The organism is Solimonas fluminis, assembly GCF_002930645.1.
GTDB lineage: Bacteria > Pseudomonadota > Gammaproteobacteria > Nevskiales > Nevskiaceae > Solimonas_A > Solimonas_A fluminis.
The window spans coordinates 252448-275743 of sequence record NZ_PSNW01000003.1 but is presented as its reverse complement, the minus strand read 5'-3'; the positions used below and the strand labels follow the sequence as shown (position 1 = coordinate 275743).

31 protein-coding genes are annotated in these 23296 nt (G+C 69.8%); 17 read left to right on the top strand and 14 right to left on the bottom strand.

Going from position 1 to position 23296, the window contains the following annotated elements:
• Positions 1 to 17: 17 nt before the first annotated feature.
• Together C3942_RS07690 and C3942_RS07685 are read left to right on the top strand one after the other, a co-directional pair.
• Positions 18 to 470 (top strand): hypothetical protein, encoded by a 453-nt coding sequence (locus C3942_RS07690; RefSeq protein ID WP_104229794.1) that lies wholly within the window; start codon positions 18 to 20, stop codon positions 468 to 470.
• A 69-nt stretch (positions 471 to 539) separates the two neighbouring features.
• Positions 540 to 1151, top strand: a complete 612-nt coding sequence (locus tag C3942_RS07685; protein WP_165797372.1) for an HD domain-containing protein — start codon at positions 540 to 542, stop codon at positions 1149 to 1151.
• Positions 1152 to 1177: 26 nt separating this feature from the next.
• Here C3942_RS07685 and C3942_RS07680 read toward each other — a convergent pair whose 3' ends face one another.
• On the bottom strand, positions 1178 to 1366 hold the full coding sequence (locus C3942_RS07680; protein WP_104229792.1) for a hypothetical protein: 189 nt from the start codon (positions 1364 to 1366) through the stop codon (positions 1178 to 1180).
• 282 nt (positions 1367 to 1648) lie between these two features.
• Here C3942_RS07680 and C3942_RS22240 point away from each other — a divergent pair, with 282 nt between their 5' ends.
• Together C3942_RS22240 and C3942_RS07670 are read left to right on the top strand one after the other, a co-directional pair.
• Positions 1649 to 1906 carry a hypothetical protein gene (locus tag C3942_RS22240; RefSeq protein ID WP_104229791.1) on the top strand — a complete coding sequence of 86 codons (258 nt, stop codon included), beginning with the start codon at positions 1649 to 1651 and terminating at the stop codon, positions 1904 to 1906.
• Between the two features lie 165 nt (positions 1907 to 2071).
• Positions 2072 to 2629 carry a hypothetical protein gene (locus C3942_RS07670; protein WP_133164263.1) on the top strand — a complete coding sequence of 186 codons (558 nt, stop codon included), beginning with the start codon at positions 2072 to 2074 and terminating at the stop codon, positions 2627 to 2629.
• A gap of 234 nt (positions 2630 to 2863) precedes the next feature.
• On the opposite strand, the gene C3942_RS07665 is transcribed toward C3942_RS07670, so the two are convergent.
• Together C3942_RS07665 and C3942_RS07660 are read right to left on the bottom strand one after the other, a co-directional pair.
• Complete coding sequence (locus tag C3942_RS07665; protein WP_104229789.1) at positions 2864 to 3079, bottom strand: hypothetical protein; 216 nt, start codon at positions 3077 to 3079, stop codon at positions 2864 to 2866.
• Between the two features lie 95 nt (positions 3080 to 3174).
• Positions 3175 to 3993, bottom strand: coding sequence for an esterase/lipase family protein (locus tag C3942_RS07660; RefSeq protein ID WP_104229788.1), 819 nt, complete (start codon positions 3991 to 3993; stop codon positions 3175 to 3177).
• A gap of 283 nt (positions 3994 to 4276) precedes the next feature.
• Here C3942_RS07660 and C3942_RS07655 point away from each other — a divergent pair, with 283 nt between their 5' ends.
• The gene (locus C3942_RS07655; RefSeq protein ID WP_104229787.1) at positions 4277 to 4579 is read left to right on the top strand and encodes a hypothetical protein; all 303 of its coding nucleotides are present in this window, start codon (positions 4277 to 4279) and stop codon (positions 4577 to 4579) included.
• 23 nt (positions 4580 to 4602) lie between these two features.
• Here the strand turns inward: C3942_RS07655 and C3942_RS07650 are convergent, their stop codons facing one another.
• Complete coding sequence (locus C3942_RS07650; protein ID WP_104229786.1) at positions 4603 to 6195, bottom strand: FAD-dependent oxidoreductase; 1593 nt, start codon at positions 6193 to 6195, stop codon at positions 4603 to 4605.
• Between the two features lie 222 nt (positions 6196 to 6417).
• On the opposite strand from C3942_RS07650, the gene C3942_RS07645 reads away from it, so the two are divergent.
• The 3 genes from C3942_RS07645 (at position 6418) to C3942_RS07640 (ending at position 8024) form a co-directional block, all read left to right on the top strand.
• On the top strand, positions 6418 to 7224 hold the full coding sequence (locus C3942_RS07645) for an SDR family NAD(P)-dependent oxidoreductase (protein WP_104229785.1): 807 nt from the start codon (positions 6418 to 6420) through the stop codon (positions 7222 to 7224).
• Between the two features lie 125 nt (positions 7225 to 7349).
• Positions 7350 to 7472, top strand: coding sequence for a hypothetical protein (locus C3942_RS22835; RefSeq protein ID WP_279331024.1), 123 nt, complete (start codon positions 7350 to 7352; stop codon positions 7470 to 7472).
• Positions 7473 to 7481: 9 nt separating this feature from the next.
• Positions 7482 to 8024 carry a diguanylate cyclase gene (locus C3942_RS07640; protein WP_104229784.1) on the top strand — a complete coding sequence of 181 codons (543 nt, stop codon included), beginning with the start codon at positions 7482 to 7484 and terminating at the stop codon, positions 8022 to 8024.
• On the opposite strand, the gene C3942_RS07635 is transcribed toward C3942_RS07640, so the two are convergent.
• From C3942_RS07635 to C3942_RS07625, 3 genes are read right to left on the bottom strand one after another with little or no spacing between them, the layout of a single operon-like run.
• Positions 8021 to 8629, bottom strand: a complete 609-nt coding sequence (locus tag C3942_RS07635; protein WP_104229783.1) for a cysteine hydrolase family protein — start codon at positions 8627 to 8629, stop codon at positions 8021 to 8023. The genes C3942_RS07640 and C3942_RS07635 overlap by 4 nt on opposite strands.
• Positions 8626 to 9135, bottom strand: coding sequence for a DUF421 domain-containing protein (locus C3942_RS07630; protein WP_104229782.1), 510 nt, complete (start codon positions 9133 to 9135; stop codon positions 8626 to 8628). Before C3942_RS07630 ends, C3942_RS07635 begins: the two co-directional genes overlap by 4 nt.
• Positions 9136 to 9137: 2 nt before the next feature.
• Positions 9138 to 10310 carry a zinc-dependent alcohol dehydrogenase gene (locus C3942_RS07625; RefSeq protein WP_104229781.1) on the bottom strand — a complete coding sequence of 391 codons (1173 nt, stop codon included), beginning with the start codon at positions 10308 to 10310 and terminating at the stop codon, positions 9138 to 9140.
• 287 nt (positions 10311 to 10597) lie between these two features.
• On the opposite strand from C3942_RS07625, the gene C3942_RS22235 reads away from it, so the two are divergent.
• Entirely contained in the window at positions 10598 to 10741 is a 144-nt protein-coding gene (locus C3942_RS22235) for a hypothetical protein (RefSeq protein WP_165797351.1), read from the top strand.
• Positions 10716 to 11183, top strand: coding sequence for a low affinity iron permease family protein (locus C3942_RS07620; RefSeq protein ID WP_207766009.1), 468 nt, complete (start codon positions 10716 to 10718; stop codon positions 11181 to 11183). The genes C3942_RS22235 and C3942_RS07620 overlap by 26 nt, the downstream gene beginning before the upstream one ends.
• Before the next feature lie 25 nt (positions 11184 to 11208).
• On the opposite strand, the gene C3942_RS07615 is transcribed toward C3942_RS07620, so the two are convergent.
• On the bottom strand, positions 11209 to 11628 hold the full coding sequence (locus C3942_RS07615) for a DUF6691 family protein (protein WP_104229779.1): 420 nt from the start codon (positions 11626 to 11628) through the stop codon (positions 11209 to 11211).
• Complete coding sequence (locus C3942_RS07610; protein WP_104229778.1) at positions 11625 to 12032, bottom strand: YeeE/YedE family protein; 408 nt, start codon at positions 12030 to 12032, stop codon at positions 11625 to 11627. The genes C3942_RS07615 and C3942_RS07610 overlap by 4 nt, the downstream gene beginning before the upstream one ends.
• 58 nt (positions 12033 to 12090) lie before the next feature.
• Here C3942_RS07610 and C3942_RS07605 point away from each other — a divergent pair, with 58 nt between their 5' ends.
• Genes C3942_RS07605 through C3942_RS07595 form a run of 3 tightly spaced genes read left to right on the top strand, consistent with a single transcriptional unit; the run spans position 12091 to position 13916 of the window.
• Entirely contained in the window at positions 12091 to 12363 is a 273-nt protein-coding gene (locus C3942_RS07605) for a metal-sensitive transcriptional regulator (RefSeq protein WP_165797371.1), read from the top strand.
• A gap of 1 nt (position 12364) precedes the next feature.
• Entirely contained in the window at positions 12365 to 13189 is an 825-nt protein-coding gene (locus tag C3942_RS07600) for a sulfite exporter TauE/SafE family protein (protein ID WP_104229776.1), read from the top strand.
• A gap of 31 nt (positions 13190 to 13220) precedes the next feature.
• A complete protein-coding gene (locus C3942_RS07595; protein WP_104229775.1) occupies positions 13221 to 13916 on the top strand; it encodes an MBL fold metallo-hydrolase in 696 nt (231 codons plus the stop codon).
• 3 nt (positions 13917 to 13919) lie between these two features.
• Here C3942_RS07595 and C3942_RS07590 read toward each other — a convergent pair whose 3' ends face one another.
• The gene (locus tag C3942_RS07590; RefSeq protein ID WP_165797370.1) at positions 13920 to 14690 is read right to left on the bottom strand and encodes an endonuclease; all 771 of its coding nucleotides are present in this window, start codon (positions 14688 to 14690) and stop codon (positions 13920 to 13922) included.
• 183 nt (positions 14691 to 14873) lie between these two features.
• Between C3942_RS07590 and C3942_RS07585 the strand changes: the two genes are divergently transcribed.
• Complete coding sequence (locus C3942_RS07585; protein ID WP_104229773.1) at positions 14874 to 15317, top strand: helix-turn-helix domain-containing protein; 444 nt, start codon at positions 14874 to 14876, stop codon at positions 15315 to 15317.
• A 13-nt stretch (positions 15318 to 15330) separates the two neighbouring features.
• Here C3942_RS07585 and C3942_RS07580 read toward each other — a convergent pair whose 3' ends face one another.
• The 4 genes from C3942_RS07580 to C3942_RS07570 form a co-directional block, all read right to left on the bottom strand.
• Positions 15331 to 16503: a GGDEF domain-containing protein gene (locus C3942_RS07580; RefSeq protein ID WP_104229772.1), complete on the bottom strand. Its 1173-nt coding sequence runs from the start codon at positions 16501 to 16503 to the stop codon at positions 15331 to 15333.
• Positions 16504 to 16841: 338 nt separating this feature from the next.
• A complete protein-coding gene (locus C3942_RS07575) occupies positions 16842 to 17099 on the bottom strand; it encodes a hypothetical protein (RefSeq protein ID WP_104229771.1) in 258 nt (85 codons plus the stop codon).
• Complete coding sequence (locus C3942_RS21895; protein ID WP_114409722.1) at positions 17099 to 17263, bottom strand: mitochondrial 54S ribosomal protein L40; 165 nt, start codon at positions 17261 to 17263, stop codon at positions 17099 to 17101. The genes C3942_RS07575 and C3942_RS21895 overlap by 1 nt, the downstream gene beginning before the upstream one ends.
• Before the next feature lie 208 nt (positions 17264 to 17471).
• Positions 17472 to 18134 (bottom strand): XRE family transcriptional regulator, encoded by a 663-nt coding sequence (locus C3942_RS07570; RefSeq protein WP_165797369.1) that lies wholly within the window; start codon positions 18132 to 18134, stop codon positions 17472 to 17474.
• A 71-nt stretch (positions 18135 to 18205) separates the two neighbouring features.
• Here C3942_RS07570 and C3942_RS07565 point away from each other — a divergent pair, with 71 nt between their 5' ends.
• The 3 genes from C3942_RS07565 (at position 18206) to C3942_RS07555 (ending at position 23146) form a co-directional block, all read left to right on the top strand.
• Positions 18206 to 18409 carry a helix-turn-helix domain-containing protein gene (locus tag C3942_RS07565; protein ID WP_104229769.1) on the top strand — a complete coding sequence of 68 codons (204 nt, stop codon included), beginning with the start codon at positions 18206 to 18208 and terminating at the stop codon, positions 18407 to 18409.
• Positions 18410 to 18482: 73 nt separating this feature from the next.
• Positions 18483 to 18944: a hypothetical protein gene (locus C3942_RS07560; protein ID WP_104229768.1), complete on the top strand. Its 462-nt coding sequence runs from the start codon at positions 18483 to 18485 to the stop codon at positions 18942 to 18944.
• Between the two features lie 245 nt (positions 18945 to 19189).
• Positions 19190 to 23146 (top strand): EAL domain-containing protein, encoded by a 3957-nt coding sequence (locus C3942_RS07555; protein WP_104229767.1) that lies wholly within the window; start codon positions 19190 to 19192, stop codon positions 23144 to 23146.
• Positions 23147 to 23296 lie beyond the last annotated feature (150 nt).

The following is a 23296-nucleotide window of genomic DNA, read 5'->3' as shown; positions in this document are numbered from 1 at the left end:
ACGAAGGGACCGCAGACATGCTGACCGCCGTACAGATCGCCCAGCTTGGCTGCGGCCTGTTCTTCCTCACCGGCCTTCTCACCGGCATCTGGAAATACCGCTGCATGATGAACAGCCCGGACGCGCAGGCGCCGGTGTATGTCGACATCTGCCACCGCACTGCGCTGATGTACGCCTTCGCCTGCCTGGTGTTGGCCGAGTTCGCCAAGCTCAGCGCCTGGCCAGCGGCCGTGAACGCCTGGGCCGTGGCGGTGCCCATCGTCTTCTTCGCCTCGGCGGTGATGATGTATGCCGTCCACGGCATGCTGCGCGACACCGACAACCAGCTGCGCCGTCCGCACCGCCTCGGTGCCGCGACGCTGCCCGGCGCCTTCATCACGCTCTACATGGTGGCGCTGATCGCGGGCGAGGTCGGCGGCTTCCTGGTGCTCTTCGCGGGATTCCTGAAGCCGATCCTGTTCGCGGCTTGATAAATATCAAGGCGCCGCCGGATGGCGGCGCCTAGCCTTGTGCCGATTCCTTCTGCACGAGGCCGAACGATGGACGCATTGCTCCGGGCGCAGATGCCCGACACCCGCATCGTCGCCGAGGCCGGCGCGCTGGTGCGCGCCGCCTTCGACGACCGCCTGTTCCACCACACGCTGCGCACGCATTTCCTGGCACGGCGCTACGCCGAGCGTTTCGGCATTCGCTGCGACCCTGAGCAGCTGGCCATGGCCTGTCTGTTCCACGACCTGGGGCTGGTGGCGCCGCAGTACCGTGCAGATCGGGCCTTCACCTTCAGCAGCTCGGGAGCGATGAAGCCCTTCCTGCTGGCGCGGGGCTGGACGGCGGCGCGCATCGTGCCGGCGATGGAGGCCATCGACTTCCACATGCAGCTGCTGCCGCGCTGGGAATTGGGCGAGACGGCGGGCCTGCTGCAGGTGGGCGCCTGGATGGATGTCACCGGGCTGCGCAGCCGGCGCTTGCCGGGCGCAGTGCGCGAGGCCCGGGCGCAGTTCCGCCGCGGCAGTTTCTTCTGGCAGTTCAATGCCTGCCTGGCCGGGCAGCTGGTTTCGCCCAGGCGTGCCCTGGGTCTTCTGGCGCCCCGCGGGCGGGAGCCTGCAGGCCATTACGGCTGCGAGGCCCATCGGCCGTGCCTGGCGGCCTGAGCGAGCGGCAGGGGAACGCGGGGGCTCTAGCGCGTCGCCAGCAAGGGCGCGGCAGCCTGGCCGCTGCGGGCCGGTTCCTGCGCGTAAAAGCTGGCCGCCAGCAGTAGGGCGGCAAGGCCCGTCGCGGCGGCGAGCCCTTTGCTGCGCGAACGCCGCGGGCGACTCATCAGGGTGAGCGGCAACGGGATGCGGTGCTGCGGAGCGCGGGTTCTCATGGTGGATTCCCTTCGGCGATCGGGGCGTATGAGAACGTCCCCGATGGAAGGCATTCTGACGCCGATGCGGCGCGGTTTCTGTGCGCGATCTCCCGAAAGCGGCCGAAAGGCATCGCCGCATTCTGCACGGGGAGCGCGCTTTTTCCTGCAGAAATCCGAAGCAGCTCCGAGCGATGCGCCAGGTCTTGCGACAGTCCGCCGTGGCCGGCAGAGTAGAGGTTCGCAAGGAGAGCTTTCATGGATGAAAGAGCCGCTGCTTCCCTGTGTCAGGAACTGGACCGCATGGCAAGGGCGGAGCCCGGTGCCGGCGGAGCCGCGCTGGAGCGCGCGCTGGCCATCTGCCATCAACTGCATGACCAGCACTCCCGTTCTCCGCGTACCTCGGAGCGCCTGCGCAAGCTGCTGGCGCTGCTGCAGGACTGGACGATCCTCGACGGCTGGCGCGACTACGGCCTCGCCCCGGGCGTGCTGCGGGCGGCGATGATCGAGATGATCGGCCGTATCCGCGACGATCTCTGCGAGGAGCGGCGCGCGGCCTGAACGCCGGCGGCATGCGGATTTCCGCCGCCTGTGCGCCGGCCTCTGCAAAACGCAAGAGCGTCATGCGCGGACTGCACCGCAGCTCCCTGATTTGCCGCGGCTTTCGTTCCGCGCTTTCGCTGGCGCGGGGCTTGCGAGCCAGGGCGCGGATACGGGGAGAAACCGATGAAACGACCCAGCTGCTTCATGGCGGTCGCGCTGGCGGGAGCCGCGGGCTGCAGCGCATCCGACCCACTGGTGTTCGACCGCGCCAAGCCGGGCCTGGCCTGGGGCAGCGCGGCGCCCGGCACCGACGTGGTGCAGCGCCTGCCGGAGGATTCGCCCGAACTGCTGGGTGACCCCGGTTCGCCCTTCCGGATCATGGTCCGTGCCGAAGACGATGTAGCCGTGGCCAGCCTGCGCCTGAGCGTGGAGGGCACCTTCCGCTGCGCCACCGCCAGCGGCGACTGGATCGCGCCGCTCAGCGTGGTGCGCGAGATCCCGATCCCGGAAACCGATCGCTCCGACGATTCGCGCCTGGTCTACGCCGGCACGCGGCTGCGATTGCTGGGCACGTCCTGCGGGCGCTTCCAGGTGCCCGTAGGGGGCCGCGAGGAGGAACTCTACGCGGTGGGGGGCAGCTACCGCTTGCGCGCCGTCGCCACGGACACCGCGGGGAAATCCAGCGAGTCGACCATGACCATCCATACCGCGACGGCCCTGCAGGGCCTGGCCAGGCTCTGAATCCACCATGGAGCGCAGGATGCTTGCAGACGAATCAGCGGGACTTGCGAGACGGCCCGGCGGCTGTGCCCGGCCGCTGTCGGACCGGCGCGAACGGGGGCGGCGCCAGTGGCGCGAAGCCGGGCTGCGCTCCATGGCGTACTACCGTCGCGACCGTCCGGACCGGGATGGCGATTCGGTCGTCCGCGAGCATCCCGCGGAGGGGGCGGAGCCGGGTGCCGCGGACGGCGCGCTTCAGCCTTCGCGCCAGAGCACCTGCCAGTAAATGGATTCGTCCGGATCCCCGAGGCCCATGCCGGACTCCCGCCGTCGCATGAACTGCATGGGCTGCAGCAGCGAGGCGTCTTCGGCATGTGAGACCTCGTAGTAACCCTGCGCCCTCAGGCGCTGGACCGTGGCTTGGAGGGCCGCTTCGTTAAGGCCCGTGCTGCATCCTGCTTTCTGGCTCATGCGCTACTCCTTATTAGCGGCCAAGTCAGAAGTCGGCTCCATGGCACCGGGAACCGGGTCGGGTGAGAGAAATTCTGGGAATGACCGCGCGGCTTTCAAGAGGCGGCCTGTTCCCGGCGGGCTCTTCCCGGCGCACGCGGGCTGCCGTCTCCGCGCAGCCGGCGCGGCCGGCGGCGCGGGGCCAGCCGCGGCGGTCGCCCCGGCGCGGGCCGGCCGAGATGCTGGCCCAGGAGGCGCATCACCTCGCTGTTGGCCACCAGGCCGATGTGGCTGCCCTTGACCTCGAGGCGATCGCCGCAGTGCCCGCGGCGCGGCACGCAGAACTGCCAGGGCACGATGCCGTCGCCCTTGCTGAAGATCGACAGGCAGGGAACCTCGTAGGGCAGCGGAAACTGCAGGTCGCCCCAGGCCAGTTGGGGGAGGTGCTTGCGGTTGAGCCAGAGGAAGGCGTTCCACACCGCCGTGGACTGCGGCGTGCCATGCAGCGGCGAGCCCAGCGTGATGATCTCGCGGATCAGGTCGGGGCGGATGCAGGCCAGTTCGCGGGCATAGAAGCCCCCCAGGCTCCAGCCGATGATCGTCACCGGTTCACCGCAGCGGTCGCGCAATTCGTGCACGCGGTGCAGCAGCCGCGTGCGCACGCCAGGCTTGGGACCCCAGTTGACGCCCTGCTTCCACGAGAAGCTGCGGTAGCCGACCTTGCGCAGGAAGCGGCGCAGCGCCCAGGTGGAAAGATCGCTGCACAGGAAGCCCGGGATGACCAGGATCGGGCGGCCATCGCCGCGGGGGGCATCGGCCACCAGGCGGCGCTCGGACAATGCCAGGTAGCGGCTGAGTTCGGCGATGCAGCGGGTTTCTCCCAGCGTGGCCAGCAGGGTGGGGCGGGCGATCGCGGCAGCCAGGGCCTTCTTCATCTTCCTAACCTCCTTCAGCGGGCGCCGGGGACGGCGCGTTGGTGGAGCGGCTGGGTTCAGGCTAGGCGGATGGCGGTGAATTCACGGTGAACCGGATTTTGCCCAGGATTCCGCATTTTTTCGTGCAAAAGACATTGAAAGATATGACTTTGTCATTGCCGTTCGGGCGGGTAAGGCGCTGCGAGCGCCGCAGGCGGCAAGGACTTTCCTGTAGGAAATGCCCTATTGCCACCGAAGCGGGGCAGAGGGCATATTTTGACCAGCCGCCTTCACGGGAGCCGACATGGACGAGCAGGAAGCCGCATCCTTGTGCGCCGAGCTGTACCGCATGGCCAAGGCCGAGCCTGGCGCCGGCCCGGCGATTCTCGAGCGGGCCGCCGGAATCGCCCAGCGGTTCGACGAGGCCTATCCCGACCACCGCGCCTTGTCCGAGCGCCTGCGGCGCATGCAGGCCCTGATGCGCGACTGGGCCTCGCCGGAGGGCTGGCAGGCGCACGGCCACGGCCCCGCCGTGCTCCGCGGTGAACTGGTCGAGCATATCGCCGCCATTACCGACGAGGTCTGCGCGCGGCCCGCGCTGGCCTGAGTCCGCGCTGCGGCGGGCACTCCCTAGCGGCGAGGCTGGCGGGCTGCGCCGCGCTCCGGCAGCGGCGGACGCTCGCAACGCTCATCCCCCAGGACATTGACCAGGCCGCTGGCGGCGGGGCCGTTCACCACATGTCCATCGCGCTTGTCGAAGCGCGAGCCATGGCAGGGGCAATCCCAGGTCTGTTCCGTCGCGTTCCACTCCACGGCGCAGCCCAGATGGGTACAGATGGCGGAGTGCTCGTGCAGCAGCCCTTCCTCGTCCCGGTAGGCGGCGATCTTCTGCAGCCCCCGGCGCAGGAGCGCTCCCTGTCCCGGGCGCAGTTCCGCCGAGCCGGCCACGTCGCCGGCGGCGAACAGGCCGGCATACTGGGCGGCCACGTTGAGATTCTCGCGCGCGAAGTCCCCGGCGGCGCGCAGCGGCACGCGAGCCGGGTCGTAGAGCCGCGCCCAGGGATTGTCGCGCCCCTGGATCAGGTCGGTGGTCAGCAGGCCGGCGATGGTGCCGTGGGTCAGGCCGTTGCCGGAGTCGCCGGTGGCCACGTAGACATGCTGGTCGTGAGGGTTGCGGCCGATATAGGCCAGGCCATCGATGGGTTCGACGATCTGGCCCGACCAGGCCGCCACCAGCTCGCGCGCCATCGGAAAGCGCTCCCGCGTCCAGCGTTCCAGCCGGCGGAAGGGCGCGTCGGCGGCCCCCTCGGGCTGGCCGGTCTTGTGATCCTCGCCGCCCACGATCAGCAGGTCCCAGTCCGGGTCGTCGCTGCGTGCCTTGCGCAGGTAGTGATAGGGATCGGGCGTGTCCCAGGCCAGCAGGTCCGGCAGCCAGCCCGCAGGAATGCGCAGCGTGATCACGTAGCTGCGGTAGGCCGCCTGCTTGGTATGCGGCGTGAAGAGGTTGTTCACCGGGCTGTTGGTGGCCACCACCACGTCCGTCGCCGTCACGGTATGCCCGCCGATCACGCCCAGGCGCACCGGCTCGCCGTCCTCGATGCGCCCCACGAAGCTTTGCGTATGGATGCGGCCGCCGCGCTCGATCACGCAGGCGGCCAGGCCATTGAGGTAGCGCAGGGCATGGAAGCGTGCCTGCCGTGGAAAGCGCAGCGCGGGACCGAAATCGTAGGAGTCCACCGGCAGCCGGGCCAGCAGCTCCACGTCATGCAGGCCGGCGCGCTGGGCCGCTTCCATTTCACGGAACAGTTCGTCCTCCGGTTCCCCTGGGGGCACGAAGAGATAGCCGTCGACGCGCCGGAAGTCGCAATCGATGTTCTCGCTGCGGCAGATCTGCTCGATGCGGTCGATCGCCTCGGCGTGGCTCTCCGCCGCCAGCCTCGCACCCGCTTCGCCATGGTATTTCTCCAGCCGGTGATAGCGGTCGTCCAGGCCCGTGGCGAGGTGGCCGCTGGTGCGCGCGGTCTCGCCGCCTCCGATAGAGCCGTCGTCCAGCACCACCACCGACCGGTTCTCGCAGGCCAGCAGATAGGCCGTGGTCAGGCCCGTGATGCCGGCACCGACGACGCAGACGTCGGTGTGCAGGTCCTCGCGCAGGGGCTCTCCCTTGAGCAGGCGCGAGGTCTGCATCCACAGGGACTCGGTCGTTCCGGAATCGGTCTTCATCACGGTCTCCATTGCACAGGCGAGGACGGTTCGGCGGCCCGCGGCCGGGGGCGGCGCGCGGCGGCTCCTCGGGCGGCGGGGGCGGCATTCGTTCCGGTCTTGCAGGTCATGCGCGGTTCCTGGTGTCGGGCGGCACCTGCCGGGTGGCAAGCACCGTACCCGGCCCGGGCACGGCACTTGCCGCTCTACCGGGCCACGGACGGCACATGCCAGGAGGCAACGATGGAATCGAGCGGAAAGACAGCGCTGATCACCGGCGCGAGCAGCGGGATCGGATACGAGCTGGCGAAGCTGTTCGCCCAGGAAGGGCACAACCTCGTGCTGGTCGCCCGGTCCGAGGCCGAGCTCCAGCGCATTGCGCAAGATCTGGAACGGAGCTGCGGCATCGAGACCCTGGTCATCGCCGCGGACCTGTTCGATCCGGAGGCGCCGCATGAGGTCTACGACCGGGTCCGCCGGGCCGGCATCACCGTGAACTATCTGGTCAACGACGCCGGCCAGGGCGTCTACTGCAAGTTCGCCGACACCGACCTGGAGCAGGAACTGCGCATCATCCAGCTGAACGTCAATGCGCTGGTCGTGCTGACCAAGCTGTTCCTGCGCGATATGCTGGCCCGCAACGAGGGGCGCATCCTGCAGCTCGCGTCGATGGTGAGCAAGAATCCCGCGCCATGGTCCGCGATCTACGGCGGCACCAAGGCCTTCGTCTACTACTTCTCCCAGGCCCTGGTGCAGGAACTGGAAGGCACGGAGGTCACGGTCACGGCCCTGCGTCCCGGCGGCACCGATACCGACTTCTTCCGCAAGGAGCACGGCGAGGAGGCGGCGCTCGTGCAGGAAGGCAAGCTGGGGCCGGCCGACGAGGTGGCCCGCGACGGCTACGAGGCCATGATGGAAGGCCGCAATGCCGTGGTGAGCGGCTGGCAGAACAAGATCATGGACAAGGCCGCGCAGCTGATGCCGGACACGCTGGCGGCAAAGCAGATGAAGAAGATGCATGAGCCCCGTCCCGGCGGGAGGCGGCAATGAGATCCGGGAGCCTGCTCCGCCGGCTCGACGCGGTCCTGCACGGGCACAGCATGGCCGTCGCAGCCGGCGCGACGGACCGGGCCCGGATGAGCCTGGTCCGTGTCTGCTCCCGCTGTCATCGGCCCATGCGACCCGCGCATGCCGCGGTGGAAGAAGACCGCATCACGGGGCTTCCGGTGACGCGCTATCGCTACGTCTGCGACGCCTGCGAAGGCCATCCTCCGGGCGGGCAGGGCGACGAAGCCTGAGCGGCGGCGATGGAAGCCGCGATCACCGCCGTCCTCGCCTGGGGCATCCTGCCGGCCTGGCTGCTGGCGGGGCTGCTCGACTGGTGGTGCCACCGGCGCACGGACCTGGCGCATACCAGCGGCCCCGGTGAGTCCCGCCTGCACCTGCTGATGCTGCTGCAGGTGGGTGCGGGCATCCTGGCGGTGCTGCTGCTGCGCATCAATGCCCTGGTCCTGCTGATGCTCGCCGCCCTCTGGCTGGGGCACCAGGCCACCTCGGTCTGGGACAGCCGCTATGCGGCGCCCCGGCGCCGCATCTCGGTGCTGGAGCAGCACGTGCACGGCTTCCTCGACGTGCTGCCGCTGACGGCGCTGCTACTGGTCGGCCTGCTGCACCGGGATCAGTGGCTGGCACTGGCGGCAGCGGACCGGGAGGCGGATTTCACGCTGGCGTGGAAGGACCCGGCACCCGACTGGCGGGCCGTCGGCGCGGTCGCGGCCGCGGGGTTGCTGTTCGCGCTGGCGCCCTTTGCCGAGGAATGGCGGCGGGCCCGCCGTGCCGCGGCGCCCTAGCACGGCCACTGGCCCAGCACCGTTTCCGTATCGGCCAGTTCGATCTGCGCACCCAGCCGCTGCCGGTAGAGCATCATCAGTGCATCGTGCGTGGCATCGCTGCTGCTGCAGACCGCGTCTTCCACCACCACGACCCGGTATCCCAGGTCCACCGCCGACATCACCGCCGCCAGCACGCAGACGTCGGTCTCGGCGCCGCTCACCACCAGGGCCTCGGCGTGCCGCTCGCGGAGCAGGGCGGGCAGGCCGCTGTGGACGAAGGGCGAATAGCAGGGCTTGTCGAGCACGGTCGCCGGCGGCACCAGCGCCGCCAGCGACGGCAGCAGCTCCAGCAGCGCAGGATCGACCCGGTCGCGGGTGACATCGCGCCAGCGCTCGTAGTAGCGGCGCCAGCTGCCGCGAGCGTGTTCCGGCCGCTGCGGCGGCATGAAGCGGGTGAAGATGGTGCTCGGGGCATGGCGTGAGGCGAGCTCCCGTATCTGCGGCAGCACGCGCTCCAGCCAGGGCGTCTCCCAGGGGGCTCCGCGGGCGAAGAGGTTCTGCATGTCGATGCAGAGGTGCAGGCTGCGTGGCGGCAGGGGGCCCCACGGCAGGCCCTTGCTCATGTATCTCCGCCGTCCCGCTTGAGGACGCTGATGTGCCCGGTGTTCTCCAGGAAGCAGCGGTGCACGGCGGCAAAGTCGTCGACGCCATGCTGGCGCAGATGGCAGCGCAATTCGTCCCTGCTGATGTGATGGCGCTCGAGGTTCTCTTCGTGGACGACCCCGTCCGCGATCAGTTCCACCGGCGGCGGCTGCGTCCAGTGAGCCAGGCGCGGCCAGCGATAGCTGAGCCGGTCGATGACCTGGTCCCAGAACATGATCGTCAGCACCAGCCCGATGCCGGAACTGACCGATTCGTAGGGCCCGCTCATGGCGTTCTGCGAGGCGTCGGCCAGCAGCGTGATGAGCAGCACGTCGGCGATGCCGAGCTGGCCGGTGGGACGCCGGAACCAGCGCAGCAGGACGAACAGGCCCAGGTAGATCAGCGTGCCGCGCAGGAAGATTTCCAGCAGCGAGACATCCGGCAGGAACATGCCGCGCAGGTCGGTCTGCAGCAGCGCCTCGAACATGGTCAATGCCGGGTGGGCGTGAGGACCACCTTGCGGCAGTCTTCCCGCTTCTTGTCGAAGACCTGGTAGCCGTGGACGGCTTCTTCCAGCGGCAGGCGGTGGGTGATGATCGCCGCCGGCTCGAGCCGGCCCTCCTGGATGAGCTGCAGCAGCTCGGGCATGTAGCGCTGTGCATGGGTCTGGCCCATCCTGAAGCTCAGCCCCTTGTCGAAGGCATCGCCGAACAGGAAGCCATGGATGAAGCCGGCGTAGACGCCGGGCACGCTGACCACGCCGCCGCGCCGGGTGGCCGCGATGCACTGCCGCAGCGCCGCGCCGCTGGACGCTTCCAGCTTCAGCGTGGTGAGGACGGTCTCCACCGTGCTTCCCTTGGCTTCGAAGCCGATGGCGTCGATGCTGGCGTCGGCGCCGTGGCCTCCGGTCTGCTGGAGGATCAGGTCGGCCGGATCGTCGATGCGGTCGAAGTTGACCGGGATGCAGCCGTACTGCGAGGCGGCGAACTGCAGCCGGTACTCGTGGTGGTCCACCATGTAGATGCGCTCCGCGCCGAGCATGCGCGCACAGGCGGCGGACATCAGCCCCACCGGGCCGGCGCCGAAGATCGCCACGGTGGAACCGGGGCCGATCTCCGCGTTCAGGGCGGCCTGGTAGCCGGTGGGGAGGATGTCCGAAAGGAACAGCACCTCCTCGTCCGGCAGGCCCTCGGGCAATCTCAATGGCCCGACGTTGGCCTTGGGAACACGCACGAATTCCGCCTGGCCGCCGGGATAGCCGCCGTAGAGATGCGTGTAGCCGAACAGGCCGGCCCCGGGCGTGGCGCTCTTCTTGTTGAGGATGGCCCCCCGGCCGGGGTTGGTGCTTTCGCAGGCGGCATAGAGCTCCTTCTCGCAGAAGAAGCATTCGCCGCAGGCGATCGTGAAGGGCACCACCACGCGGTCGCCGACGCTGAGGCTGCTGACGCCTGGGCCGACCTCCTCCACGATGCCCATGAATTCATGGCCCAGGATGTCGCCCTCCTTCATCCCCGGGACCTTGCCCCGGTACAGGTGCAGGTCCCAGCCGCAGATGGCGGTGGCGGTCACGCGCAGCAGGATGTCGTCCGGCTCCTGCAGGCGTGGATCGGGCATGTTTTCCACGCGAACGTTGTGGGCGCCGTTGTAGACCAGGGCCTTCATCGTATTTCCTCCATTTCACCAGGCCCAGGACCGCGCAAGCGGCGTGCCCAGGGCGCGGCGCTGCAAACGCCTCCGTGGCGCCGGAATGCGCAAGATGGGCGCCTAGCCCTCATGCAGAGTGCAAGGCGCGGGGCACCTCGCCGGGCTTGCGGGCACTTCCCGGAGCCGGCATTTCTCCAAGCAAAATCGGCTACCTGCGCCGCGACCGGCGGTCTTCCGCCGATGGCGGGCAGGCTGGCACGGCTCTGGCGATAGCCAGGCCGGGTTTGGCCTCCGGATGTCTGCAAATGGAATCGTTGATGCGTGGTGCGATGACCCTGGTGCTCGCGTTGCTGCCCGCACTGCTGGCGAGCTGCCAGGAGGCGCAGGCCTGCGGGCAGGGCGATGTGGCGGAGGAGCACGGCCATGGTCCGGCGCCTGAGGCGGCTTGAGTTGTTCGATCGCTTTGCCGACGGCGCCAACCGCGTCTTCGGCGGCTCGGTCGCCTTTGCCATCGCCGCCGGCGCCGTGCTGCTCTGGGCGGCCATGGGGCCGGTCTTCGGCTTCGGGGAGAAATGGCAGCTGACCATCAACACGGGCACCACGATCGTGACCTTCCTGATGGTCTTCCTGATCCAGCACTCGCAGAACAAGCAGACCGAGGCGCTGCACCTGAAGCTCAACGAACTGCTGGCTTCCCATCATGAGGCCAGCAATCGCCTGATCGGTGTCGAGGACCTCGACGAAGGCGAACTGGATCATCTGCACCGCTTCTACCGGCAGTTGGGCGAGCGGGCCGAACGGGAGGGCCCGATCAAGCGGACGCACTCCCTCGACGATGCGGGCGGAAGATCCGGCAAGGAGCCGCGCCGCCGGGCGGCGCGCCGACGCTGAAGAGGCGCTGCGAGCTGCCGCCAGCTCAGGGCGCGGGCATGAACCGGCGCACCAGGGCACCACCGGCAAGCATGGCCGCGAGCGCGATCCAAGCGGAGGCTTTTCCCAGGCCGGCACTGACGATGACCGGGCCGGGGCAGTAACCGGACAACCCCCAGCCGAGGCCGAACAGCGCGGCACCGCCGATCAGGCGCCGGTCGATGTCCGAACGGCCGGGAGCGGCGAAGCTGCCGCCCGCCAGCGGCGCGCCGCGGCGGCGCGCCAGCCAGAACCCGGGCAATGCCACGGCCAGCGCGCCGCCCATGGTGCCGACCAGCGCAGGGTCCCAGCCGGGGCCCAGGGTCAGGAAGGCCAGCACGCGCTGCGGCATCGCCATGCCGGAGATCACCAGCCCGGCCCCGAACAGCAGGCCGGCCAGGAAGGCGAGGGCGGCGGCGCGCTTCACGACAGGGCTCCGCGCAGCAGCGTGGCGGCGGCCATGCCGGCCAGCATGAAGGTGGCCACGGCCGCCAGCGAGCGCGGGGACAGGCGCGCCAGTCCGCAGATGCCATGCCCGCTGGTGCAGCCGTTGCCCAGCGCGGTCCCGGCGCCGACGAGCAGGCCGGCCAGTGCCAGCAGGCCCGCGCCGCCGGCCTGCGGGATCGTCCAGGGCGTCAAGGCGACTCCGGCCGATACGGCCAGCCAGCCGCCGCCGACGAGGCCGGCCAGGAAGGGCAGGCGCCAATGGCGCGCCGCGGGCTCCAGCATGCCGAAGGCGATGCCGCTGATGCCGGCGATGCGGCCGAGGCCGGCATAGAGCAGCACCGCCGAAAGGCCGATCAGCATTCCCCCGAGTATCGCTTGCGTCATGTGGACCCCATGGATTCCTGTATACTATACCCCCTATAGTATATGCCCGGAGGACGGCATGAAAGACTGGCGCGAGGACAAGGCGCAGATGCTGGCGCGGCTGAAGCGCATCGAAGGGCAGGTCCGCGGCGTGGCCGCGATGATCGAGAAGGAGGACGAGTGCGAGCGGGTGGTGCAGCAGTTCACCGCCGTGCGCAAGGCCATGGATCGCGCCTTCTTCGACCTGATGTCCTGCGTGACCCGGCGCGAGTTGGCCGACCTGGGCATCAAGGACCGCCGCGCGGAAGAGCGGCTGGAAAAGGTGACCTCGCTGCTGGCGCGGTACGGCTGAGATGAGCCTGCTGCTGGGGATGCTGATGGGGCTGGTGCTCGGCCTGACCGGCGCCGGCGGCTCCATCCTCGCCGTTCCCCTGCTGATGCTCGGGCTCGGCTGGAGCTTTGCCGAAGCCGCGCCGGTGGCGTTGATGGCGGTCTGTGCCGCCGCGGCCTTCGGCACCGCCTTCGCCTGGAACGTCACCTACATCCGCTATCGCGCGGCGATGCTGATGGCGGCGGCCGGGGCCCTGACCGCCCCGCTGGGCCTGGCGGCGGCCGGCCGGATGCCCGGCGAGACCCTGTCGCTGGTCTTCGCCGGGCTGCTGGCCGTGGTGGCGCTGCGCCTGCTCCTGCAGGCCTGGAGGCAGCCGGCCGAAGCGGCGGTGGTGCGCGCCGCCGTCGCGGGCAACGGCGCGGAGGACAATGGTCCGTTGTGCCGGCTGCACCCGCAGACCGGCCGCCTGATGTGGACCTGCCCCTGCGCGCTGCTGATCTCGTCGATCGGCGCTGTCACCGGCTTCCTGTCGGGCCTGCTCGGCGTGGGCGGCGGTTTCGTCATCGTTCCCGCCCTGCGGGCCGCGACGCCGCTGTCGATCCATTCCGCCGTCGCCACCTCGCTGATGGCGATCGCCCTCACCAGTGCGGCGGCAGTGGGCAGCGCGCTGCTGATGGGGCATGGTGTGCCCTGGAGGGCGGCGTTGCCCTTCGTGGGCGGCGCCCTGCTCGGCATGGTCGCCGGTCGGCGCCTGGCGCCGGGCCTGGCGGGTCCCGCCCTGCAAGCGGGCTTTGCGGCAACGATGCTGCTGGCCAGCGCGGTCATGGCGGCGCATGCCCTCGGCTGAACGAGGGCCTGTCAACACCCAGGAGTCTCCCATGCTGTTCAGGCAGTTCTTCGACGCGGAGTCCAGCACCTACACCTACCTGCTCGCCTCGGGTATCGGGCGCGAGGCGCTGATCATCGACCCGGTCAAGGAGCAGGCGCAGCAATACCTGCAGGCGATCCGCGAGCTGGACCTGCGGCTGCTGCGCGCCATCGACACGCACACGCATGCCGACCACATCACGGCGCTGGGCGACCTGCGCGACGCCACCGGCTGCGTCACGATCATGGGCGAGCTCAGCCGTGCCGAATGCGTATCGCAGACCGTGCGCGACGGCGAACTGCTGGAGATCGAGGGCCTGCGCCTGCAGGCGCTCTACACGCCCGGACACACCGACGAAAGCTTCAGCTTCGTACTGAGACCGGAGCGGCCGCAGGCCGTGTTCACCGGCGACGTGCTGCTGATCCGCGGCAGCGGCCGCACCGACTTCCAGAACGGCGATCCGGAGCGCTCCTGGCATTCCATCGTCGAGGTCCTGTTCCGGCTGCCCGATGACACGCTGGTGTATCCGGCGCACGACTACAAGGGCTGGACGGCCTCCTCCATCGGCGAGGAAAAGCGCCACAACCCGCGCCTGGCCGGCAAGACACGCGAGCAGTACGTGCAGTTCATGCGCGCGCTGAAGCTGCCGGACCCCAAGAAGATGGACGTGGCCGTCAGCGCCAACCTGGCCTGCGGCAGGCTTTGAGGCCTATTCCACGAAGGGATTGGCCCAGCCCGTGATGTTCCGCCGGATCCAGGCGGCGCGGTAGCGTTCCTCGCGGCTCACCGGATCCGCCGCGCTCCAGGCCTGGAACTGCTGCAGCTCCGCGTCGCTGAAGCGGATGCCGTGGCGCTGCGCGTAGTACAGCGAGATGCGCGCGATGTCGCCCTTGATCGCCTCGGGCGGTTCCACCCGGGCGCTGCGGCGGCCGGCATCGCGCTGTTCCTGCAGCTCGAAGTCGCAGCGGCCATAGGCGCGCGCCTCGCCGGGAATCTCGGCATAGGGATGGTTGCTGCGCCGCGCGTTGAGGGCTCCCAGCGCCGGCAGCAGGTTGTAGGGATCGTTCTCCGCCAGGCGGAAGGATTCCTGCGCGCGGCAGGCGGCGCGGCTGCCGCAGCCCAGGGCTTCCGCCACCCGTGCCGCCGGCACCACATGCTCCCATTCGATGCGCGCGCCCCGCGAGTCGTCGTCGCCCCAGCGCCGTTCCGGATCGAAGCGGCAGGTCCCGGGGTCCACCGCCTTGCTGGCGGGGTCGAAGGCGCAGCCGCAGTAGATCTCCAGCGGGGCGATCCGCGCGTACAGCGGCAGCAGGTAGCGGTTGGCGATCTGGTTGTAGGAGGCCGCCGCCAGGTCGGGCAGGACAGCGGTGTGGTCAGGCGGCTGCGCCGCGGACGGCATCGATGCGGGCGGGAGTCCGGCGCAGGCGGTGCAGAGCAGTGCCAGCAGCAGGCTGGCCAGGGGGATTCGGCGGAGGGACATCGCCCAGGTAAGAGATCGGCGGCCGCGAATCCCATCATGTCCCTTCGCCCGCTGTCCAGCCGCGCCGGCGCGCCTGGCTGTGGATGAATGCCGCGTCACGCTATCTGACCGTGTGGCCATTCACATGACCTGACGACCGAATCAGGCATACTTCGGACCCCTCGATCCCCCGTTTCAACGGCCATGCCCAATATCGCTGCCCTGCTGAAGACCGAGATTGCCCGCCTTTCCCGCAAGACCCTGCGCCAGAGCCTGGCGCCGCTGCAGGCGGCAAGCAGTTCCCACCGGCAGCAGCTGTCGGCGCTGAAGAAGCAGGTGCAGGCGCTGGAGCGCGAGCTGGCGGCGCTGCGCAAGCAGGCCGGCAAGGCCGCCCCCGAACCGGCGGCCGAGGAGGAGGGCGAGAAGCACCGCTACTCCGCCAAGGGCCTGCGCTCGCTGCGCGCGCGCCTGGACCTGAGCGCCGAGGAGTTCGGGCGCCTGATCGGCGTCAGTGCCCAGTCGGTCTACAACTGGGAAGCCGAGAAGACCGTGCCGCGGCAGTCGCAGGTGGCCGCCATCGCCGGCCTGCGCGGCATCGGCAAGAAGGAAGCGCGGGCGCGCCTGGAACAGGCCGCGACCGAGGCCTGATCCGCCGCTGGCCTCAGGCCGGCAGGCCCTCGCCGATGGTCTCGGTAGTCTCCACGCGGTTGCGGCCGCGATGCTTGGCCTGGTACAGCGCGCGGTCGGCTCGCGACACGGCCTCGTCGATCATCTCGCCGCCCAGGAACTGGGCCACCCCGATGCTGACGGTGGCGCCGTAGTCGGCATCGCCGCTGCGCAGGCGGATGCTCGCGAAGCCTTCGCGCAGGCGTTCCGCCGCGGCCTGCGCGTCCGCCAGCGATGCGCCGGGCAGCAGCACGCAGAACTCCTCGCCGCCGTAGCGCGCCAGCAGGTCGCCGGGACGGATCATTCCGCTGACGGTGTCGGCAAAGGCGCAGAGCAGACGATCGCCGGCCTCGTGGCCATGGCTGTCGTTGATCCGCTTGAAGTGGTCCAGGTCCAGCAGCAGCACCGAGATCGGCTTGCGGTCCCGGCGGCAGCGCTGCACCTGGCGGACCGCCAGCGCCCGGAAGCCGGTGCGGTTGAGCACGCGCGTCAGGCCGTCGCTATGGGCGATGTCGGTCAGGCGGTTGGCCAGGCGCTCGCTCGCCATCATCAGGATCGACAGGTTCCACACCGTCACGATCAGCAGGGCCACCAGCGCCGCGATGGTGTGCATCGGATGGGTGACGGCATACTCGGCCGGCCGCGTCGCATGCTGCAGCATGTACAGCGCCCGCTCGGCCATGAAGGCGCAGGTCACCAGGAACACCAGCATCGTCAGCCGCCGCATCACCAGCGGCTCCAGCCGCTGCGCGCGCCAGGCATCGACGAAGTTGGCGCCGCTGAACAGCATCATGAACAGCGCCAGTGCGCAGGTCCGGGCGGGCGGGTTGCCGCTGAGCGGCCCCCAGAACAGCCCGGCCAGCAGCAGCGGCGCCAGCCAGACCACGGGCCAGTGGATCGGCTGGCCGGCGAAGCGCCGCAAGCCGGCCCACATCAGCGAGTGGCCCAGGATCAGCAGGCCATTGGCCAGGGCAACGGACGCGAAGTCGGGTATCAAGCCGCGCAGGCACAGCAGCGTGCCGCCCAGGGCACCGGAAAGATTGGAGAAGCCCCAGAGCAACTGGCCCTCGCGTTCGCGCCGCAGCTGCCACATGGCGATCTGGAACAGGCCGAAGACCAGGTAGGCCAGCACGGTGACGACCAGCAGCGTGGGCAGGTGCAGGCTCATGAGCAGGCACGCGGAAACGGCAAGGCTTCTGGCGACAGGGCTCGGAAGCCCGGTTGGCTTGGCTTACTCATGGACGCTTTGATCCTGACACGGAAGCCCGTTTCCCGCGACGGCAGGCGGCCTCCCGAAACTGCGACCCAGTTCACAGTTTGGGCGGTTGCCGCCGTTCCGATATCAATTCACGGACCGGGGGCCTAGCCCCCAAACGGGCGGTCCGTTCCCATGCCCAGTGCGGCGGCCGTTCCACGTACTGCGGCGCGGATTTGGCCGCAGAGGCAGTTGCCCGCGAGCATGCGTGTTCCTGGGGAAAGCCTGCCCGCGTCTACCCCTGCTGCCGCTCAGCCCGGCATGCTTGCGTAGCGGACCACCGCCTCGCGCACGATCCGCCCGATCTCCCGGTCCACCGTCTCGCTGTCGCCCAGCACGGCGGTGCGCACATGGCTGGCGATGCTGCGCAGCGTGGCATTGGCGGCCTCGCAGTCCGTCAGCGCCTCGGCCACCAGCGCGCGGCCGTCGCAAAGCGAGCCGGTGCGCAGGTCCAGCGCCGCGGCGATGCGGCGGCGCTCGTGCTCGTCGGATTTCAGCGCGGCGCCCATCACTCCGCCTCCAGGCAGGACAGCGGCAGCGAAACCTCCCCGGAGGAGGTGATCACCGTGGCGTGGCGGCCGTCCACCTGCAGGATTTCCGCCAGCCGGTGCTTGAGGCGGCCATGGCGGATGCGGGCGGTGTCGCCGGGGAGCAGGGAAGGGGCTTGGGACATGGCGGGATTCCGTATTCGGGTACGGCTTCATTATACGGTATGCCGTAATCATTGGATAACGGAATTCCGTAATTCTGAGACCCGAAGCTGGAACGAGGATGGCAGCGCGGGAGTGCCCTCCCTGGCGGGACGGCAATAGGTTCCATCTCCCCCGGACCGGCCATCCTGGCCGGTCCGGGGTTGATCGGATTGACATCAGTCACTCCGGTCAGCCGCCTCTCCAGGCCACCCGCCCGATGATGCTGATCGCCTCGATCTCCTGCCCCCGGTAGGTCTCCGCCTTGTCCGGCTCCGCCGCGCTGATCACGCGCAGCGCGCCGTCGGCGCGGAAGGCCAGCTGCTTCACCCGCAGGTCCTCGCCGAAGGCCAGGCCGTAGAACTCGCCGTCCACCACCTTGCGGTCGTCCAGGTCGATCATCACCACGTCGCCGTGGCGGATGTAGGGCGCGTTGCTGTCGCCGGACACCTCGTAGATGCGGCAGCGGTCGGCCCGCAGGCCCTTCTCCTGGAGCCACTGGCGGCGGAAGGCGAAGTGGCGGTCCACCTCCTCGAACTCCCAGGACACCTTGCCGGGGCCGCCAGACAGCATCGCGCCGCGCACCACGGTCACGCGGTCGTACTTGTCGTCGAAGCTGGCATCCAGCAGGTCGCCCTGTTCGGGCCGCATGGGGCCCTGGCCGGTTTCGAGCCAGCGCGCCCGCACGCCCAGGTATTCGGCGATGGCGTGCAGCTTGGTGGTGCTCTCCTGCTCGCCGCGCTCCAGGTCGTAGAGCGTGCTGGCAGCCAGGCCGACGGCGTCGGCCAGCTGTTTGACCCCCACCACCGGGGTCTGCGCCTTGCGCGCGGTTTTAATCCGTTCTCCGACAGTCATGTAGCAAATATACGGAATTCCGTTACGGAAATCCATTGTGCCAGATATACGGAAAACCGTAAAATATCCCCATGGACATCGACTGGAAAGAGCGGGTCTTGTGCTGCGAGCGGGCGGGGCTGAGCCGGGCGGACATCGCCGATTTCTGCGGCCTTTCCTATTCCTCCTTGGGAGACCTGATGCGGGGGGCGACGCGGGAGCCGCGGGGCATGGCGGCGGTGAAGCTATGGCAGTTGTCGGAGCGCCTGGCGGCCGGGCTGGAGGAAGCCGCGTGAACGCCGGCCCGCGCAGGGCCGGGATGCCGCCGCCGTCGGCGGCACAGGGATGACAACGGATGGAGTGGAACCGATGCGAGCCTATGACAGCGGCCTGACGACGGAAGTGATCGCGCGCGCGTCCTGCGATGCGTGGCTGGAGCGGATGCTGGACAACTGGGGCCGCTGGGCGGCCGGCGACATCGGCGGCCCGCGGATTTTCGCCGACTGCGCCTCGGCCGAGCGGCACTATGCCATCCCCATCTGGGAGGGCGACGAGACCGACGGTGCCGACGCTCCCGACGAACTGGCCGGCGAGAGCGTCGACATGGCCTGGCGGCGCCTGCCGGCGCTGCAGCGGCAGGTGCTGCGCGCCGTTCATGTCCAGTGGCCGCTGGAAAGGGTCCGGGTGCAGCGGGGCTGCGCCACGCAGGCCGCGGACGCCGACCGCTTCCGCGCCCGCGAGTTGCGCATGCCGCTGGCCCTGATGCTGGAAACCTATGCCCAGGCGCGCCCCGCCCTGGCCCGGTTCCTGCGCCAGGGCGTGATGCGCTAGCCGCAGCGGCCCGCCATCCACAGCGGGGGCGATGCAAAAGCCCTACAGCTTGGGGAACTGCGGCCGATACAGCCGGCATGCGTTTCCCTTTCCCACGGTGGTGTGGCAAAGCCGTCGCGGCCCTTGCGGGTTCGCGCGCCGGGAAGCCGTCGCTATCGCGAGGGGAACGCGCGGCGCGCATTGCGGGTGTCTATCTCGTCCTGGCTGCCGCCTGGATCCACCTGGGCGATCGCTGGGTGGCTTCGATGCCGGACCCCGCGCTGGCCGCGAGCATCAGCGCCGCCAAGGGCCTGCTGTTTGCGGTGGTGACCGCGGCCCTGCTGTTCTTCGGCTTCCGCCGCCAGGCAGAGCCGGAGGCGGGGCCGGCGCGCTCGGCATTGCCCATGCCGCCGCTGCTGGCGAGCGTCCTGCTGCTGGCGGTATTGGTCTGCGTCATCAGCGCCATCGCCTACCGCGAGCAGCGCTCCCTGCTGATGCAGGATGTCGGGGCGGACCTGGGCACCGAGACGCAGCTCAAGGCGGAGCGCATCGCCACCCTCTACGCCAGCCGCCAGATGCAGGCCGCAGGTGCCGGTGCCGATCCGCTGATGGCGGAGCTGCTGCAGCGATGGCTGCGACGCCCCGATGCGGCCGACAGGCAGCGCCTGCGGGACTGGCTGGCCTCCGTGCGCGACCGCCTGCAGCTGCGCGAGGTGCGCCTGCATGACCCGGCAGGGCGGCCCTTGCTGAACCAGGATGGGCCCCTGTCGGGCGCGGCGGAAGAGACCGCGCGCCTTGCGGCAGCCCATGGCCGCATCGAGCTGGAAGACCTGCACCGCGACCGCCCCGGCGATCCCCTGCACCTTGCGCTCGCGGTGCCCATCCCCGGAGGGCGGCCGGGGCAAGCGCTGGCGGTGCTGATGCTGGAGGACGCCGACGAAACCGAGCTGTTCTCCATCGTCGCGCGGCGCATCTCCGAGTCCCGCAGCGGCGAAACCTACCTGGTGCGCTCCGACCGGGGGCGGGTGCAGTTCCTCACGCCGCTGCGGCAGCGGCCGCAGGCCGTGCTGGAGCGCACGATGCCGGGTGCCGAATCGCGCGTGCCCGACATGCTGATGGGGCGGCACGGCCAGGTGCAGCGCGGGCGCGACTACCGCGGCGTGGTGGTGCTGGCGCAGGCCGAGCCCATCGCCGGAACCCCCTGGGTGCTGGTCACGCAGGTCGACGAGGCCGAGGCGCTGGCGGGCCTGCAGCGCGTGGCCTGGCTGTTCGGCGGCCTGCTGCTGGTGGCGACCACGCTGAGCCTGTTGCTGCTGCAGCAGCAGCTGCAGCGTGGGCGCTTGCGCACTGCACTGGCGGAGCTGCGGCAGACCCAGGCTCTGGAAGATTCCGAGCAGCGCTTCCGCGAGGCCTTCGAGAACGCCAGCATCGGCATGATGATCTCGACCATCGAAGGACGGCTGCTGCGGGTCAATGCCATGATGTGCCGCATGACCGGCTACAGCGCCGAGGAGCTGATGGAGAAGGGCTTCGTCGGCATCACGCACCCTGACGACCTGGACGAAACCCGGCGCCAGCGCGACGCGGTGGCGGCCGGCCTGCAGGTGGGCACCTACGAGAAGCGCTACCTGCGCAAGGACGGCAGCGAACTCTGGGTGGCCGTGAACCCCAGCCTGGTGCGCGACGCGCAGGGCCGGCCGCTGTATCTCTTCGGCGCCATCCGCGACGTCACCGAGCGCCGCCGCGCCGAGGAGGCGCATCGCCAGAGCGAGGAGCGTTTCGAGCTCGCCATGCGCGGCGCGCACCACGGCGTCTGGGACTGGAACCTGGACGACGGCCGCGTGTACTACTCCGGCGGCTGGAAGGCCATGCTCGGCTACGGCGAGGATGAGCTGGACGGCAACATCGCCACCTACGAGGGCTTGCTGCATCCGGAGGATCTCCCGCGCCTGCGCGAGGCCGTGCAGGACATACGCGACGGCAAGGCGCGCAGCCTGGAGCTGGACTTCCGCATGCGGCACAAGCATGGCGCCTACATCCACATCCAGAGCCAGGGCTTTCCCGTCTACGGCGCGGGCGGCCGGCTGCAGCGCCTGGTCGGCACGCACGTCAACATCAGCGAGCGCAAGGCCATCGAGCTGGCACTGCGCGAACGCCTGACCCTGCAGCAGTACATCAGCCGGGTCGCCGGCACGCTGCCGGGCGCCCTGTTCGCCTTCCGCCGGCTGCAGGACGGCAGCTATCGCATGCCCTATGTCTCGCCGCCCTTCGAGGCCCTGTTCGGCGTGACGGCGGAACAGGTGGCCAACGACATGACGGCGGTGTTTGCGCGCGTGCTGCCGGAGGACCTGCAGGGCCTCATCGACTCCATCGAGCAGGCCTGCAGCGCGGGCACGCCCTGGCACCGGGAGATGCGCATCCATGCGCAGGACGGCAAGATCCTGTGGCTGGAGGGGCGCTCCATGCCGGAGGCCGATCCGGACGGAGGCGTTACCTGGCATGGGTTCCTGCATGACGTGACGGAGCGCAAGGCGCAGGAGCTCCAGTTGCGCCAGGCGGCCACGGTCTTCACCGGCACGCACGAGGGCGTGGTGATCACCGATCCTGAAGGACAGATCCTGGCAGTGAACCCGGCGTTCTGCGCGATCACCGGCTACGGCGAGCCGGAGCTGATCGGCCAGAACATGCGCCTGCTCAAGTCGGGCCGGCAGGATGCGGCCTTCTACGCCAAGGTCTGGGATGCCATCCGCAGCCAGGGCTTCTGGCAAGGCGAGATGTGGAACCGCCGCAAGAACGGCGAGATCTTCCCGGAGTGGCAGACCATCAGCGCCGTGCACGATGCCGCCGGCAAGCTGGTGAACTACGTCGGCAGCTTCTCCGACATCAGCCGCATCAAGCAGTCCGAGGCGCAGCTGGAGCACCTGGCGCACCACGATGCGCTCACCGGGCTGCCCAATCGCCTGGTGCTGCGCAGCAAGCTGGACGAGGCCCTGGTGCGAGGCCGCCGCAGCGGACACTCCGGCGCCCTGCTGATGATGGACCTGGACCGCTTCAAGAACGTCAACGACAGCCTGGGCCATGCCGCGGGCGACGAGCTGCTCACCTTTGCGGCGCAGCGCCTGCGCGCCGCGCTGCGCGAGTCCGACCTGCTGGTGCGCCAGGGCGGCGACGAGTTCGTGGTGCTGCTGGAAGGCCTGGGCCAGGCCGAGGATGCCGCACGGGTCGCGCGCTCGCTGATCGAGTGCATCGGGCAGCCCTTCCTGCTGTCCGGCGGCCACCAGGCCTACGTGGGCCTGAGCATCGGCATCAGCCTGTTCCCGGCCGACGGCGACAGCGCGGGCGACGTCATCAAGCACGCCGACTCCGCGCTCTACGAGGCCAAGGCGGCGGGGCGCGGCACCTACCGCTTCTACAACGCCTCGCTGACCCAGGTGGCCGCCTCGCGGCTGGAGTTGGAGGCGCGCCTGCGCCGCGCGCTGGAACGCGAGGAGTTCACGCTGCACTACCAGCCGCTGGTCAACCTGGCCAACGGCCGCCTGCGCGGTGTCGAGGCGCTGGTGCGCTGGCAGGACGGCGAGGGCCGCACCGTGCCGCCCGGCGAGTTCATCCCGCTGGCGGAGGACACCGGCCTGATCGTGCCGCTGGGCGAGTGGGTGCTGCGCCAGGCCTGCACGCAGGTGGCGCGCTGGCGCTCGGAAGGCTTCGAGCTGGGCACGCTGGCGGTCAACCTCTCGCCGCGCCAGCTGGGCCTGCCCGACATCGACGACCGCGTGCGCGCCATCCTCGCCGAGACCGGGCTGCCCCCGCAGGTGCTGGAGCTGGAAATCACCGAGGGGGCGCTGGCCGGCGACACCGCGCACGTGCAGGACAAGGTCAGCCGTCTCAAGGCGCTGGGGCTGCGCATCGCCATCGACGATTTCGGCACCGGCTATTCCTCGCTGGTCTATCTCAAGCGCTTCCCGGTGGACAAGCTCAAGATCGACCGCGCCTTCGTCCGCGACGTGCCGGAGGACGCCACCGATGCGGAGATCATCTCGGCCATCATCGCCCTGGGCACCATCCTGCAGCTGGAGGTTCTGGCCGAAGGCGTGGAGAAACCCTCGCAGCTGCAGTTCCTGCTGCAGCACGGCTGCAACAGCGGCCAGGGCTTCCTGTTCAGCCGCCCGGTGCCGCCCGATCAGATCCGCACGATGGACCTGGAGCCCCTGCCCCGGGCGGCCTGAGCGAAGGCTGCGGCGGACGGTGCGTTCGAGCGGGGCGCCGGACACCGCGGCCTTGCTCCGGGCTTTCACCTGCCTCCATGGCAGTCTCTGCGGCGGCGGAATCTCGGGCCCGTCACCGAGGCCACGGACTCGCTCAAGCCGACATCGGGA